This is a genomic window from uncultured Ruegeria sp. (assembly GCF_947497005.1).
GTDB lineage: Bacteria > Pseudomonadota > Alphaproteobacteria > Rhodobacterales > Rhodobacteraceae > Ruegeria.
In genome coordinates, this window is sequence record NZ_CANMFF010000007.1 from 64,149 (window position 1) to 78,695 (window position 14,547).

Here is a 14,547-nt window from a genome sequence, read left to right on the forward strand (position 1 = left end):
TATCAGTACCCCGGATCCGGCCGCACTTTTGAACCATCGGTAAACCGCGACAGGCGAAAGGCGGCCGGGTCCACGCAAGGCGTTGTTTCGGCAACCAGATCAGCCATCAATCGCCCCGCTCCGGGTCCGATGCCAAAACCATGGCCGGAAAACCCTGTGGCAATGTACATTCCCGGCAAGTCATCCACACCCGAGATGACTGGAATGGCATCCGGGGTCACATCGATCATGCCCGCCCAGCTTTGAACGATCTCGCCGTTCAGCAAAATGGGATACCCCTTGCAAGCGCGGGCCCAAGCGTTGCGCAATACTTTTTGTGACGGCTCCGGGTCCAAAATCCGGCAATGCTCGAACGGTGTCACATCTGTCGGCAGCCATCTCCGGTCCTGCCGCGCTTCGATGGCCCAGCGTTTAGAGAGGCGAAAACGCAGGGACTTCCATTCCTGTGCGAAGGCGGGCAGGAACCGCATCGCCAGGCGGAAACTGTCGGGCACAATGTCCACTGTGTTTTCGTGACCGGAAGCAATTGTGTAACCGCCATCGGCCCGTTTTCGGATCGCAAAATCATCCGACCACAACGATACCTCGGGCCCGTCCGCAACCGGAGATGTGCGCAGGACCGTATTCAGAACCTTGAGCTGCGGCAGCTCAATTCCCGCATTGCCCGCAAACAGGCGCGACCACGCCCCCCCGGCCAGAACGACGCGGCCACAAGCAACCTTGCCGCGTTCCGTGAACACACCGGCAATACGGCCATCCTGTTCGTCCACACTCCGCACGGCACAGTTTGTCATGATAACTGCACCTTGGTTTCGCGCGGCCTCGACGATGGCCGGGGCAGTCCATTGTGGTTCGGCACGTCCGTCCTGCGGCATATACAACGCTGTTTCAAAACCCGTTTGGTTCCTTTGCAGAAGACCTGCCAACTGACCGCCCGAAACTATCCGTGCACCGGTCTGCAAACCTTCCACATGGCGCAACCAACGCTTCAAATTGCTCGCGTCCCTCTTGCCTGACGCGCCAAAAAGGATGCCGGATTGACTATAGCCCGTTTTGCGTTCCAGCCGGTCATCAAGGGATTGCCAGATGCGCAAAGCTTCTTGCATCAGGGGTATTTCCCGTGGATCCCGCATCCCCAAACGTACCCACCCCCAGTTGCGAGAACTTTGTTCAGCGGCGATCTGCCCCTTTTCGCACAGAAGGACCGAGGCACCCCGCTCAGCCAGTTCCAGCGCGGTTGAAACACCGATGATGCCGCCGCCAATGACCACAACATCGACGGATTTGGGAAGGGCAAGATCAGATTCTACAGGAGTCGGTTTAGGAGCGGTCATCAATAGGCCTTACTCTGTCGCTTGGACCGCTATGGAGACCAAGACACAAAGCAAAGGCAATATCCATTGCCGTGATGACCACAGGAAATTTGGCGTCAGTGACCTAGACGCCAAAGGTTATGAATGCAGCAGGAAGGTTTACGCCGCGCCGGACAGTTCTGCCCATTTCTGACGCAGAACAGCAGACAACCGCTTGTCTTTCATTGCTGCTTGCGCGGTCACGTCTTCCTGCGGAATCAAAATCGGAAACTCGGGCCGCAACGTGGCCACAGTCCGATCCTCTGACTGCCGCTGCTCGTTCAACAAATCGGCAATCGCTGCATCCAGCTTCTCTTCATCCAACTCTTGCGGCGGAGACTCCATCGTCCGCCATTTCAAAAGTGGATGAACAGGTCTTTCATATTCCTCGTACATTTTAACACCAAACCATTCACTCAGATATCCAACCCCGGATACGTCGCGTTCACCAAAATCAGCTTTGCAACTGCAACAAACAATGCGTCGCATCCGCCCCACATTGGGCAACTTCCAAGCAAAAATGTGTCAGAAAAATGTCATCCAAACAAGTCTGGGGTGGCCTTTTTTGCCTCTTTCCACAGGCAATACCCCCCGACCTGAGAACAATGCGCGCAAAGGAAACTTCACTGTTTCCAATTGCCTGGTGAACCTTCGGCTTTCAGCGACGTTCGCGCCAGCGATTCACGATCGGGTACCGCCGGTCCAGCCAGAATGCCCGGTTGCTCAGGCGCGTACCCGGAGCGGACTGGAAACGCTTGTACTCGCTGATATAGATCAGATGTTCGACCCTTCTCGCATCCGCCTCGTCAAATCCAGCGGCGACACAATCCGCGGTGGACCCATCCTGATCGACTAGAATATCAAGTATCCCGTCCAGTACGGGATAGTCCGGCAGGCTGTCGCTGTCCTTCTGATCCTCACGCAGTTCGGCGCTAGGTGGCTTGTCGATGACTGACGGGCGAATGACCTCACCGTCAGGTCCCATCATCCAGTCGCGATGATTGGCGTTGCGCCAGCGGCAGGTTTCGAACACGCGGGTCTTGTACATATCCTTGATCGGGTTATAGCCGCCATTCATGTCGCCATAGATCGTGGCATAGCCCACCGCGACCTCGGATTTGTTGCCAGTGGTCAACAGCATTTCGCCGAACTTGTTCGAGATCGCCATCAGTAGCAACCCGCGCAGGCGCGACTGAATGTTCTCTTCAGTCAGCCCTTCCTCCAGCCCTACAAACAGCGGGGCCAGAGTGTTGGTGACAGCTGTCCGGCTTTCAGCAATCGGCACAAAGTCATAGTGTACACCCAGCGCCTTGGCGACGGCCTCGGCATCTTCCAGTGATTCCTGGCTGGTATACTCCGATGGCAGCATCACGCAGCGCACGTTGTCAGCACCGATGGCGTCCACCGCAATGGTCGCGACTAACGCGGAATCGACCCCGCCAGATAATCCCAGCAACGCCTTTTTGAAGCCGGTCTTGCCCATGTAGTCACGCAAGGATTGAACCATCGCGCGATAGTCCTGCTCCCACACATCCGGCTGAGGCACGATCTCGGCAGGCACAATCTGCCAGCCATCATTGCCACGCTCAAGATCCACCTGAGTAACCGCTTCGTCGAACACAGGCATCCGGAATGCCAGTTCTCCGCCCGGGTTCAGGCCAAAGCTGGCACCGTCAAAGACCTGATCATCCTGCCCACCAACCATGTTCAGGTAAATCAGCGGGAGGCCAGTCTCGACCACACGCGCGACCATGTGGTTCAGGCGCACATCGTATTTGTTCCGGAAATAAGGCGATCCATTGGGGATCAGCAGAAACTCGGCACCAGTTTCCTCCAGTGTTTCGGCCACATCCGGGTGCCAGCCATCTTCGCAGATCGGGCTGCCTATTCGGAAATTTCCTACCGAGTACGGCCCGCCCAGAGGGCCTGCATTGTACAGGCGCACTTCGTCAAAGACGGTCTCATTCGGCAAATGGTGTTTCAGAACCTTGCTGGTGATCCGCCCACCCTTCAGGATCAGATAGGCGTTGTAGAGCTTTCCGTCATCGACCCAAGGACCACCTATGGCAATGGCGGGACCTTCGGCACATTTCTCGGCCAGCGCCTCGACCGCAGCCATGGCCGCCCAATGAAACACCGGTTTCAGAACAAGATCCTGCGTGTTGTAGCCGGAGATAAACATTTCGGGGTAGGCCACCAGATCGGCACCCGCCGTTTTGCCTTGTTCCCAGGCGGCAAAGGCTTTGGCGGCATTGCCGTCGATGTCCCCCACGGTCGGGTTCAGTTGCGCCAGAGTAATACGGAAACGGTCGGCCATGCTGCCCTCTTGCCTCGTCTGTCCTATTGCCATTTAGCAGATCACCGCGCGAGTAAAAGGCCAATGCGCCAAAACCCGTTGCCCTGCCCTCGACGGTATCCTAGTTTTGCGGCCAAAGATGCAATCAGCGATGACCCGGCAGGCAGGACCAACAATGAACATGATCCGAAACTCAATTCTGGCAGCGGGGATGAGCCTGACCGCCGCGACCGCTTTCGCACAGGACGGAACGGTTATCGTCAAGGATGACGAAGTTGGTGGCGTCTATGAAGGCACCTATGAAAACGGTTTGCGCCACGGAACGGGAACATACCGTCTGCCGAACGGATTCGAATACACCGGTCAGTGGATGGAAGGCGAAATTCAGGGTCAGGGCGTTACGCGCTACCCGGATGGATCAGTTTACGAGGGCTCGTTCGCCAAAGGTCAGCCCGAAGGGCGCGGCAAGATCATCTATGCCAATGGCAGCAGCTATGACGGCGAATGGTCTGGCGGCTCCATCAACGGCGCTGGTATCGCTGAATTTGCCAATGGCTCGCGCTATGAGGGTGAGTTCAAAGACGCTCAACGGTACGGCAAGGGCGTGCTAACCTTCCCAGATGGATACATCTATGATGGCGACTGGGTGGATGGCCAGCGGCAAGGCAAGGCGAAGATTACCTATGCAGATGGCAGTAAATACGAAGGCGATATCAGCGCAGGGCTACGTGATGGTACGGGTACTCAGACGATGCCCGATGGAATGGTATATGCGGGTGAATGGACGCAGGATCAGATCACCGGGACAGGTCGACTTACCTATGCCAATGATGACGTCTACGAAGGTGATCTGGTTGAAGGACGCCGCCAGGGCAGGGGCAAGGTCACTCACGCTGCAGGGGACGTATATGAAGGCGATTTCGTCGATGATCGTCGCCATGGGAAAGGTACTTTCACCGGAACGGATGGCTTTGTGTACACAGGTGACTGGAATCAGGGTCAAATCGAAGGCCTTGGTGAGGTAACCTATCCCGACGGCTCTGTATATGTCGGCGACTTCGTGGCCGATCTGGCGGAAGGAAATGGCCGTATCACCTATCCTGACGGTTCAACCTACGAAGGAGAGTGGATCGCGGGTGTGATCGAAGGTCAGGGCACAGCAACCTATGCCACCGGTATGATCTACAAGGGTCAGTTCAAAAACGCGCAAAGCCACGGCAAGGGCGTTGTAACCCGTGCAGACGGTTCGATCTATGATGGTGAGTGGGTCGACGGTGTCCGTGAGGGCAAGGGTAAGGCAACTTACTCGGATGGCACTGTGTATACCGGAGATTTCCTGAACGGAAAACGGCACGGCAAAGGCGAAATCGTAACCCCTGCCGGGTTCAAATATGACGGTGACTGGTCCGAAGGCAAAATCAATGGCGAAGGCATCGCGACCTACTCGAACGGCGACGTCTACGAAGGCAACTTCGTCGAAAACAAACGGCAGGGCAGCGGAACCATGCGCTATGCAAACGGGCAGGAAGAAACCGGCATTTGGGAAAACGGTGTCTTGCCAAATCAAACCCCGGCACAGCAGAGCGGGACAGACACACCGGCACAGCAGAGCGAACCGGATGCAGGAACCACAGAACCTGAAGCCTCTGACGGTTGATCACTCACCAGGGAACAGGTTTCCCGGCCCAGTCATAGAACCCACCGGTATTCTCCGGTTTTAACCCGTTGATCACAGACAACAGGTTGATGGCGGCTTCCTCAGGTTCAACGGCGGGATGTCGGTTCAGATACTCCTGAGTGAACTCCGTCTTGACCGTACCGGGATGCAAAGAAACACAGATCGTCTGTTTATGTGTCCGGGCCAATTCAATGGCCGCAGTATGGACGACCTGATTAACCGCTGCCTTGGCCGCGCGGTAACTGACCCAGCCACCCATCCGGTTGTCCCCGATGGATCCGACCCGCGCGGACAATACCGCGAAGACCGAACGCTTCTTTCTTGGCAACAAGTGATGTGCCCGGCTCACCACCAGCGCCGGACCAACAGTATTCAATGCAAACTGATCCAACATCGCCTTGGCTGAAACAGACCGAATGGTTTTTTCTGGCGCGCCGCCATCTATTTCCAGCGCCCCTGAAGCGACCAGAACAAGGTCGAATGGACCCGAAAGGCAGTCAAGCATCTGGAGCGCTCGGTTTGAATCCGTCAGATCAAACCCATCAACCGAGCGGGAGAGACGCGTCACCGAAACGCCCTGTGCTTCCAACTGCTTGCAAATTGCCGCGCCAATCCCGCCGGAAGCACCAATAATCAAGGCCGTATCCATTTGCGACCAGCTAGCGGCATCGGCGGATCAATCAAGAGAAATGGAATAAAGAAACTCTTACACTTCAACCTGTCGAAAATTCGTTCTTTTCATTCCTGTCGTCGTCTGTATAACCTCAACCCCATGATCAACCGCGCAGATATCCCTTTTGCCGACACCGCCCTTCGCGGTGCGTCTCTGCGTGGCCTACTGATCCTAATCCGCCTCTGAGCGTGCCATCCGGCGCGCCCGCTCAGAGGAGGACGCCAGCGCGCCAAAAAGGCTTTAGGACAGACAAGAAAGAGATTCCCATGACCAACGTGACCGACCAAGACCGCGTCTTGATCTTCGATACCACTTTGCGCGACGGCGAGCAAAGCCCCGGCGCGACCATGACCCATGCTGAAAAGCTTGAAATTGCCGAGCTGTTGGACGACATGGGCGTCGATATCATCGAAGCCGGTTTCCCTATCGCTTCGGAAGGTGACTTCAAAGCGGTCTCCGAGATCGCCCAGCGGTCGAAGAACAGCCGCATCTGCGGTCTGGCTCGTGCCAATATCAACGACATCGACCGCTGCTGGGAGGCGATCAAACACGCCGAAAAAAGTCGAATTCATACCTTTATCGGCACCTCTCCGCTGCACCGCGCCATTCCGAACCTGACTCAGGATGAAATGGCTGACAAGATCCACGATACGGTCAGCCATGCGCGCAACCTGTGTGAAAACGTGCAGTGGTCGCCGATGGATGCAACCCGAACCGAATGGGATTACCTGTGCCGCGTGATCGAAATCGCAATCAAGGCGGGCGCAACAACCATCAACATCCCCGATACTGTGGGTTATACCGCCCCGCTGGAATCCGCTGACCTGATCAAGCGCCTGATCGAAACCGTTCCCGGCGCCGATGAGGTGATTTTTGCGACCCACTGCCACAATGATCTGGGCATGGCGACGGCAAACTCGCTGGCGGCTGTTATCGGCGGAGCGCGCCAGATCGAATGCACCATCAATGGTCTGGGCGAGCGTGCTGGCAACACTGCGCTGGAAGAGGTCGTGATGGCAATGCGTACACGCAATGACATCATGCCCTTCCACACTGGCATCGACACCACCAAGATCATGCATATCTCGCGTCGGGTCGCCACCGTGTCAGGCTTCAACGTGCAGTTCAACAAGGCCATCGTCGGCAAGAACGCATTTGCTCACGAAAGCGGCATCCATCAGGACGGGATGCTGAAGAACCGCGACAATTTCGAGATCATGCGCCCCGAGGATATCGGATTGTCGGGAACGTCCCTGCCGTTGGGCAAACACTCAGGCCGCGCGGCGCTGCGCGACAAGCTGGAAACCTTGGGATTTGAAGTTGGCGACAACCAGCTCAAGGACATCTTCGTGCGGTTCAAGGATTTGGCGGACCGTAAGAAAGAAGTGTTCGACGACGACATCATCGCGCTGATGAGCTTGGATGATGATGAAGGCAATGATCACTTGCAGTTGGTGTCGATGAAAGTCACCTGCGGTACCGGCGGTCAGGCTGAATCAACGGTTGAGCTGGAAGTCGACGGCACGGACGTTATTGCTACTGAACATGGTGACGGGCCGGTCGATGCGACCTTCAAGGCGATCCGTGCGATTTTTCCCAACACGGCCCGCCTGCAGCTGTATCAGGTTCATGCTGTGACCGAGGGCACGGATGCACAAGCCACGGTTTCCGTCCGTCTGGAAGAAGATGGCATGATCGCCACCGGTCAATCAGCAAATACCGACACGGTCGTGGCCTCGGCCAAGGCGTACATCCACGCGCTGAACCGCCTGATTGTGCGCAGGGAAAAGGCAGGTCCGGGCGCGGACGCTCGCGAAATCAGCTATAAAGACCTGACCTGATCGCAAGAAGGCGCGGCCAAGGGCTCCCGCATCCTCGGCTGCCCGGCTGCGCCAAACACCCAATGTGTTTGGCGGCATCTCTGATGCAGACAAACAGTGCGGGAGTATCTGTTGAATTTTGTCGACTAAAGTCAGAGCCTCGCGAATAGCTGTGATAGTCGTCTCGTTTCGTCTTCGATGCCGAACGGCGCATTCAGTACGAACATCCCTGAACCCACCATCCGATGCCCCTCGCGCGCTGGGGGGAACATCACCTCATGACAAACGGCCTTGGAGTAGTTTTGCGATTTGAGCGCCTCGATCATAGGAACGTGGCGTTTATCCGTCAGAACAGGGTACCACAGCGCAATTATTCCGACATTCCATTTGCGATGCAGCTTGGCAATCACAGCAGGCAGGCGATCGTAATCAGCCTTCACCTCATAGCTTGGATCAATCAGAACCATTCCCCGGCGTGGTGTAGGGGGCAGCAAGGACTGCACCAGTTCAAACCCGTCCTGTTGATACACCTTGGCCCCAAAGGGCGACATTGCCAAAGACAGCGCCGCATGTTCCTGAGGGTGCAGTTCTGCGAAATGCAGACTGTCTTGTTCCCGCAACAAGCTGGCCGCAATCATCGGTGACCCCGGATAGGCTGCAGTGCCACGTCGGGCCTGCACTTTTTCCAAGACACGAGCCATCGGATGGTCCGGTCCGAACCACCCTTCTCGCTGGGCGCGCTTGATCCCGGCCGCAGCCTCGCCTGTCCGCACGGATTCTGCCGCGTCCAGCTGGTACAGCCCGCGTCCGGAATGCGTTTCGATATAGCTGAGCGGCTTGTCCTTACGTGTCAGATAATTCAGCACCCACGCCAGCAAAGCGTGCTTTTGTACATCAGCCAGATTACCAGCGTGGTAAATGTGTTGATAAGAGAGCATTTTGCCTTCTAAAGTCCCATTCAATAAGGCGGAAAGGTGCTGATTGTCGCGGAATCAGCCCTTTTACCGGGCGTGATGGCACCCTATAAGACATCCGTCCCGGAACCGTCGAGTCGCGGGCAGTAGAAAACATCTGACAACAGGATCAGGGGACACATGGGGATCTTTGGCAATCTGGGCGGCCTGTTCACAGCGGACATGGCTATCGACCTTGGAACAGCGAACACGCTGGTTTACGTCAAGGGGCGCGGTGTCATCCTGTCGGAACCCTCGGTGGTGGCCTATCACGTCAAGGACGGAGTGAAGAAAGTGCTGGCCGTTGGCGAAGACGCCAAGCTGATGTTGGGCCGAACGCCTGGTTCGATCGAAGCGATCCGCCCGATGCGTGAAGGCGTGATCGCGGACTTCGACACTGCGGAAGAAATGATCAAGCACTTCATCCGCAAGGTGCACAAACGTTCGACCTTCTCAAAACCCAAGATCATCGTCTGTGTCCCCCATGGCGCGACACCCGTTGAAAAACGCGCAATCCGTCAGTCGGTTCTGTCCGCAGGCGCGCGTCGTGCCGGCCTGATTGCCGAACCGATTGCCGCCGCGATTGGTGCTGGCATGCCCATCACCGACCCAACCGGCAACATGGTCGTCGATATCGGTGGTGGTACAACCGAGGTTGCGGTTCTGTCGCTGGGCGACATCGTGTACGCCCGCTCGGTCCGCGTGGGCGGAGATCGCATGGACGAGGCCATCATCTCGTACCTGCGCCGTCAGCAGAACCTGCTGGTTGGTGAATCCACCGCTGAACGTATCAAGACCACCATCGGCACCGCCCGTATGCCCGATGACGGGCGTGGACAGTCGATGCACATCCGTGGGCGCGACTTGTTAAATGGTGTACCCAAGGAAATTGAGATCAGCCAGGCTCAGGTTGCCGAAGCGCTCTCGGAACCCGTGCAGCAGATTTGCGAGGCGGTGATGACCGCTCTGGAAACCACTCCGCCCGATCTGGCGGCGGACATTGTGGACCGGGGCGTCATGCTGACCGGCGGTGGTGCGTTGCTGGGTGATCTGGATCTGGCCCTGCGCGAACAGACTGGTCTGGCCGTGTCCATTGCCGATGAAAGCCTGAATTGTGTGGCTTTGGGCACCGGGAAAGCCCTAGAATACGAAAAACAGCTGCGCCACGCGATTGACTACGAAAGCTAAGGCGCGCACCCTTTGAACACAGGGTAAATTCGGCACGAGCAGCACGGGAAGGTAACCTGTGGCAAAAGACCGATCACAGCGTGATGATTACACGACTCCTCTGCGTCGGTTGTTGCTGGGGATCGTTATCCTGTGTCTGATGGGTATCTTTCTGGTCTGGCGGATCGATAGCCCGCGCGTAGAACGGTTCCGCGCGCAGGTGGTGGATGCTGTGGTTCCTTCGATGGAATGGGCCATGGTTCCCGTAACCGCCGCCGTGAACCTTGTACGCGATTTCCAAAGCTACCAGCGCCTGAGCGAACAAAACCGCGAGTTGCGCAGTGAATTGCGCCTGATGCGCGCCTGGAAAGAGGCAGCGCTGCAGTTGGAACAGGAAAACGCGCGGCTTTTGGACCTGAACAATGTGCGCCTTGACCCGCGCCTGACTTACATCACAGGTGTTGTGATGGCCGACAGCGGCTCGCCGTTCCGGCAATCTGTCCTGTTGAATGTAGGTGCGCGCGACGGGATCGTCGACGGTTGGGCCACCATGGATGGCATTGGTCTGGTCGGCCGGATTTCCGGCGTCGGGCCTGACACCGCCCGGGTGATGCTGGTGACGGATGCCACAAGCGCCATTCCCGCAACCATCCAACCTTCTGGTCAGACCGCACTGATCAAAGGGGATAACAACCCGACCCCCGTGGTCGAGTTCCTCGAGAACCGAGAGCTGGTCCGCCCCGGCGACCGGGTGATTACATCCGGCGACGGTGGCGTGTTCCCTGCAGGTTTGCTGATCGGTCAGATTGCTGCAGACCCTGGCGGTCGGTTGCGCGTACGCCTGTCGGCGGATTTTGAAAGGCTCGAGTTTCTTCGGGTTCTACGCTTTCATTCAGCCCTTCCCATTCAGGATCCGGGTGGGATTGTCGGCCCAACCCGCCCAGAGGCGGCGTTTGTCCCGGATGATGTGAACGATGGATAGGCCCATCTCACATAACTGGGCCATGCGCAGCCTGTTTGTCGTGCTGGCGATTGTCGTCCTGTTTTTGCATATGCTACCGCTTGACGCGCAACCGGATCGCTGGCCCTTCCCCGATGTGCTGATTGCACTGACCTTTGCCTGGGTATTGCGGCGACCAGACTATGTCCCAACCCTGCTGGTTGCTTTTGTCATGCTGATGGCGGACCTTCTGCTGCAACGCCCGCCCGGTCTTTTGGCAGCATTGGTTGTATTTGGCTCCGCCTATTTGCGCTCCGCAGCGCCGGGGATGAGAGATGCGGGATTCGCCGGTGAATGGATGTCTGTCAGCGTCGTGATCTCTGCGATCTTTCTGATGAACCGGGTTATTCTGTCACTCTTATCCGTGCAACAGGCCGCGCTCCTGCCAGTTGTGATCCAACTTGTACTGACACTCGCGTTCTACCCTGTCATCGTAGTGCTGAGCCAAAGCGTTTTTGGTGTCCGCCGCATGTCCGCTGCGGATGCCGGAGCTGTAGGAGGCCGGGCATGAAGCAACGCAAACCCAAATCGCAAGGCCTTGCCTATAAACGCTTGCCACGCAGGGCACTGTTGCTGGGCGGTTTGCAGGCGGTTTTTGTCGGTGGGTTGGCCGCGCGGATGCGATTCATGCAGGTGGATCAGGCTGATGAGTATCGCCTGCTGGCCGAAGAAAACCGTATCAACATCCGGCTGATACCGCCGACCCGCGGACGCATCTATGACCGCAACGGTCAGATCATCGGTCAGAATTCACCATCGTACCGAATCGTCGTTGTGCGTGAAGACGCAGGTGACGTGGACAAAGTGATCGCCAAATTGTCGGAACTGATCCCTCTAAATGATGATGAGATTGAGCGCGCCCAGACCGAGATGCGCCGCTCGGCCCCATTCCTGCCGGTCACGCTGGCGGATCAGGTCACGTGGGAAGATATTTCGAAAGTCGCCGTCAATGCCCCGGCCCTGCCGGGTGTGACGCCCGAGGTGGGCTTGACGCGGCAGTACCCACGCTATGAGGATTTCGCCCATATCGTAGGCTATGTTGGTCCGGTCAGCGACTATGATCTCAGCAAGCTCGAAGACCCCGAACCGGTTCTGCGTATTCCCCGTTTCCAGATTGGTAAGGTCGGGTTGGAGGCCAAACAGGAAAATTCACTACGCGGTAGAGCCGGTGCAAAGCGTGTCGAAGTCAATGCCACAGGGCGCGTTATGCGCGAGCTGGACCGGCAGGAAGGTCAGCCTGGCGCAGATTTGCAACTGGCGATCGATGCTGAGCTGCAGCAATATGCCCAAGCGCGACTGGCAGGCGAAAGCGCTGCTGCGATTGTCATAGATTGCGAAACCGGGGATCTGCGCGCTGTCAGTTCCACACCCAGTTTCGATCCAAATCTGTTTGTTCGCGGAATCTCGGTCGCCGACTACCGGGCATTGACGCAGGACAAGTATCGCCCTCTGGCCAATAAGTCCGTGCAAGGCACTTATCCTCCGGGATCGACCTTCAAGATGGTCACTGCACTGGCCGCGCTGGAGGCTGGCGTGATTGGCCCCGGCAACACAGTGTATTGCCCCGGGCACCTGAAGGTCGGCAGCCGCCGGTTCCATTGCTGGAAGCGTGGTGGGCACGGCACGGTCGATCTTAACCTCTCGCTGAAACGGAGCTGCGACGTCTACTATTACGACGTGGCTCTGCGGGTGGGTATTGACAAGATTTCCGAGATGTCCCGAAAGCTGGGTCTGGGGGTCAAGCACGATATCCCGATGTCAGCGGTTGCATCAGGACTCGCCCCTAATCAGGAATGGAAGCAGCGGACACATGGGCAGGACTGGCTGGTGGGCGACACGGCCAATGCGTCCATCGGGCAAGGATTCATGCTGGCTTCACCGCTGCAACTGGCCGTAATGACGGCCCGTATCGCCACCGGCCGATCCGTTACGCCGCGCCTTGTCCGCTCGATTGACGGTGTCGAACAGCCTTCGGGCGCGGGAGAGCCGCTGGATATCAACCCGTACAACCTCGAACAGGTTCGCAAGGCCATGTTCTCGGTCTCGAATGACCGGCGCGGGACGGCCTATCGCAGCCGTATCATCGAGGATGAGTTCCGAATGGCTGGAAAAACCGGCACCAGTCAGGTCCGAAACATCACCAAGGCAGAGCGCGCGGCGGGTGTGATCCGCAACGAGGACCTGCCATGGGAACGACGCGACCATGCGCTGTTCGTCAGCTTCGCGCCCTATGACAACCCGAAATATGCAGTTGCCGTGGTCGTGGAACATGGCGGCGGAGGATCCAAAGCGGCGGCTCCGGTGGCCCGCGATATCATGCTGCAGGCACTCTATGACGGCACTCCTCCGCTCGAGGCTTACCCTGTCGCCGACCGCGAACGCATCAAGGAACAGCAAAAACGGCTTGAAGGCGACCGTCGGCCCAAAGCGCGTCCGGACGGAAAGGATCGCGCATGAGCTATCTTGAATATGCGGTCAAATCCACGCCGTCTGGGTTCCGAAAATTCCTGTACATGAACTGGCCCCTGACCCTGCTGCTGATCAGCACGGCCAGTGCAGGGTTCCTGATGCTGTATTCAGTGGCGGGCGGGTCGTGGACACCCTGGGCCGAGCCGCAAATGGAACGTTTCGGACTTGGCCTGACTGCGATGTTCATCATTGCGCTGGTGCCGATCTGGTTCTGGCGCAACATGTCCGTTCTGGCCTATCTGGGCTCAGTCGCGTTGCTGGTCTTTGTTGAACTGTTCGGGACCATCGGTATGGGCGCGCAGCGCTGGATCGACCTTGGTTTCATGCGTCTGCAACCTTCAGAAGTCATGAAGGTCGCGCTGGTCATGGTTCTGGCGGCCTATTACGACTGGTTGCCATCACACAAGACCTCTCGCCCGCTGTGGGTTTTTATCCCGGTGGCCCTGATCATCCTGCCCACCTTGTTGGTTCTGAAACAGCCGGACCTTGGTACGTCGATCCTGTTGTTGGCCGCAGGTGGCGGCTTGATGTTTCTCGCAGGTGTTCACTGGGCCTATTTTGCAGCCGTTATCGCAGCGGTAGTGGGGTTGATCGCCGCTGTGTTCAATAGCCGAGGAACCGAGTGGCAATTGCTCAAGGACTATCAGTTCCGCCGGATAGACACGTTTCTGGACCCCTCAACCGATCCATTGGGCGCGGGATACCATATCACCCAGTCCAAGATCGCCCTTGGGTCCGGCGGCTGGAACGGGCGCGGGTTCATGCAAGGGACACAGTCCCGGTTGAACTTTCTGCCTGAAAAGCACACCGACTTCATTTTCACGACGTTGGCGGAAGAATTCGGATTTGTCGGCGGCATTACACTGTTGATCCTCTACGCGCTGATCCTTTTGTTCTGTATGGTCACAGCCTTGGCAACCAAGGATCGGTTTTCTTCACTGGTCACTCTGGGCATTGCATTGAACTTCTTCCTGTTCTTTGCCGTCAACATGTCGATGGTGATGGGCATGGCCCCAGTCGTCGGCGTGCCGCTGCCAATGGTCAGCTATGGGGGCTCAGCCATGTTGGTTCTGATGACCGCATTTGGCATCGTCCAAAGCGCACATATCCACCGTCCCCGCTGATTTGAAAGGCCCCTG

General features: G+C 57.4%; 12 protein-coding genes. 7 read left to right on the forward strand and 5 right to left on the reverse strand.

Annotation, left to right across the window (positions count from 1 at the left end; translation table 11 throughout):
• Positions 1-2: 2 nt before the first annotated feature.
• The 3 genes from Q0816_RS11370 to Q0816_RS11380 all read right to left on the reverse strand — a co-directional run bounded on the left by Q0816_RS11370 (position 3) and on the right by Q0816_RS11380 (position 3,669).
• Positions 3-1,334, reverse strand: a complete 1,332-nt coding sequence (locus tag Q0816_RS11370) for an FAD-binding oxidoreductase (protein ID WP_298850476.1) — start codon at positions 1,332-1,334, stop codon at positions 3-5.
• 138 nt (positions 1,335-1,472) lie between these two features.
• Positions 1,473-1,841 carry a hypothetical protein gene (locus Q0816_RS11375; RefSeq protein ID WP_298850478.1) on the reverse strand — a complete coding sequence of 123 codons (369 nt, stop codon included), beginning with the start codon at positions 1,839-1,841 and terminating at the stop codon, positions 1,473-1,475.
• A 169-nt stretch (positions 1,842-2,010) separates the two neighbouring features.
• A complete protein-coding gene (locus tag Q0816_RS11380; protein WP_298850479.1) occupies positions 2,011-3,669 on the reverse strand; it encodes an NAD+ synthase in 1,659 nt (552 codons plus the stop codon).
• A gap of 154 nt (positions 3,670-3,823) precedes the next feature.
• On the opposite strand from Q0816_RS11380, the gene Q0816_RS11385 reads away from it, so the two are divergent.
• Complete coding sequence (locus Q0816_RS11385; protein WP_298850480.1) at positions 3,824-5,305, forward strand: 2-isopropylmalate synthase; 1,482 nt, start codon at positions 3,824-3,826, stop codon at positions 5,303-5,305.
• 4 nt (positions 5,306-5,309) lie between these two features.
• Here the strand turns inward: Q0816_RS11385 and Q0816_RS11390 are convergent, their stop codons facing one another.
• Entirely contained in the window at positions 5,310-5,975 is a 666-nt protein-coding gene (locus Q0816_RS11390; protein WP_298850482.1) for an SDR family NAD(P)-dependent oxidoreductase, read from the reverse strand.
• A 290-nt stretch (positions 5,976-6,265) separates the two neighbouring features.
• Here Q0816_RS11390 and Q0816_RS11395 point away from each other — a divergent pair, with 290 nt between their 5' ends.
• A complete protein-coding gene (locus Q0816_RS11395) occupies positions 6,266-7,840 on the forward strand; it encodes a 2-isopropylmalate synthase (RefSeq protein ID WP_298850484.1) in 1,575 nt (524 codons plus the stop codon).
• A 131-nt stretch (positions 7,841-7,971) separates the two neighbouring features.
• Here Q0816_RS11395 and Q0816_RS11400 read toward each other — a convergent pair whose 3' ends face one another.
• Positions 7,972-8,757, reverse strand: coding sequence for a 23S rRNA (adenine(2030)-N(6))-methyltransferase RlmJ (locus Q0816_RS11400; protein WP_298850486.1), 786 nt, complete (start codon positions 8,755-8,757; stop codon positions 7,972-7,974).
• A 156-nt stretch (positions 8,758-8,913) separates the two neighbouring features.
• On the opposite strand from Q0816_RS11400, the gene Q0816_RS11405 reads away from it, so the two are divergent.
• From Q0816_RS11405 to rodA, 5 genes are read left to right on the forward strand one after another with little or no spacing between them, the layout of a single operon-like run.
• Positions 8,914-9,960, forward strand: coding sequence for a rod shape-determining protein (locus Q0816_RS11405; RefSeq protein ID WP_039523195.1), 1,047 nt, complete (start codon positions 8,914-8,916; stop codon positions 9,958-9,960).
• Positions 9,961-10,018: 58 nt separating this feature from the next.
• Positions 10,019-10,921, forward strand: coding sequence for a rod shape-determining protein MreC (gene mreC / locus Q0816_RS11410; protein ID WP_298850490.1), 903 nt, complete (start codon positions 10,019-10,021; stop codon positions 10,919-10,921).
• Positions 10,914-11,450: a rod shape-determining protein MreD gene (locus Q0816_RS11415; RefSeq protein ID WP_298850492.1), complete on the forward strand. Its 537-nt coding sequence runs from the start codon at positions 10,914-10,916 to the stop codon at positions 11,448-11,450. Before mreC ends, Q0816_RS11415 begins: the two co-directional genes overlap by 8 nt.
• Positions 11,447-13,396, forward strand: coding sequence for a penicillin-binding protein 2 (gene mrdA / locus Q0816_RS11420; protein ID WP_298850494.1), 1,950 nt, complete (start codon positions 11,447-11,449; stop codon positions 13,394-13,396). Before Q0816_RS11415 ends, mrdA begins: the two co-directional genes overlap by 4 nt.
• A complete protein-coding gene (rodA, locus tag Q0816_RS11425) occupies positions 13,393-14,532 on the forward strand; it encodes a rod shape-determining protein RodA (protein ID WP_298850496.1) in 1,140 nt (379 codons plus the stop codon). The genes mrdA and rodA overlap by 4 nt, the downstream gene beginning before the upstream one ends.
• Positions 14,533-14,547 lie beyond the last annotated feature (15 nt).

Bases quoted from the DNA above. Each gene is read 5' to 3' on its own strand.
- rodA (WP_298850496.1), top strand. From the start codon at position 13,393: ATGAGCTATCTTGAATATGCGGTCAAATCCACGCCGTCTGGGTTCCGA.
- Q0816_RS11375 (WP_298850478.1), bottom strand. From the start codon at position 1,841: ATGCGACGCATTGTTTGTTGCAGTTGCAAAGCTGATTTTGGTGAACGC.
- Q0816_RS11415 (WP_298850492.1), top strand. From the start codon at position 10,914: ATGGATAGGCCCATCTCACATAACTGGGCCATGCGCAGCCTGTTTGTC.
- Q0816_RS11400 (WP_298850486.1), bottom strand. From the start codon at position 8,757: ATGCTCTCTTATCAACACATTTACCACGCTGGTAATCTGGCTGATGTA.
- Q0816_RS11380 (WP_298850479.1), bottom strand. From the start codon at position 3,669: ATGGCCGACCGTTTCCGTATTACTCTGGCGCAACTGAACCCGACCGTG.
- Q0816_RS11390 (WP_298850482.1), bottom strand. From the start codon at position 5,975: ATGGATACGGCCTTGATTATTGGTGCTTCCGGCGGGATTGGCGCGGCA.
- Q0816_RS11385 (WP_298850480.1), top strand. From the start codon at position 3,824: ATGAACATGATCCGAAACTCAATTCTGGCAGCGGGGATGAGCCTGACC.
- mrdA (WP_298850494.1), top strand. From the start codon at position 11,447: ATGAAGCAACGCAAACCCAAATCGCAAGGCCTTGCCTATAAACGCTTG.
- Q0816_RS11405 (WP_039523195.1), top strand. From the start codon at position 8,914: ATGGGGATCTTTGGCAATCTGGGCGGCCTGTTCACAGCGGACATGGCT.
- Q0816_RS11395 (WP_298850484.1), top strand. From the start codon at position 6,266: ATGACCAACGTGACCGACCAAGACCGCGTCTTGATCTTCGATACCACT.
- Q0816_RS11370 (WP_298850476.1), bottom strand. From the start codon at position 1,334: ATGACCGCTCCTAAACCGACTCCTGTAGAATCTGATCTTGCCCTTCCC.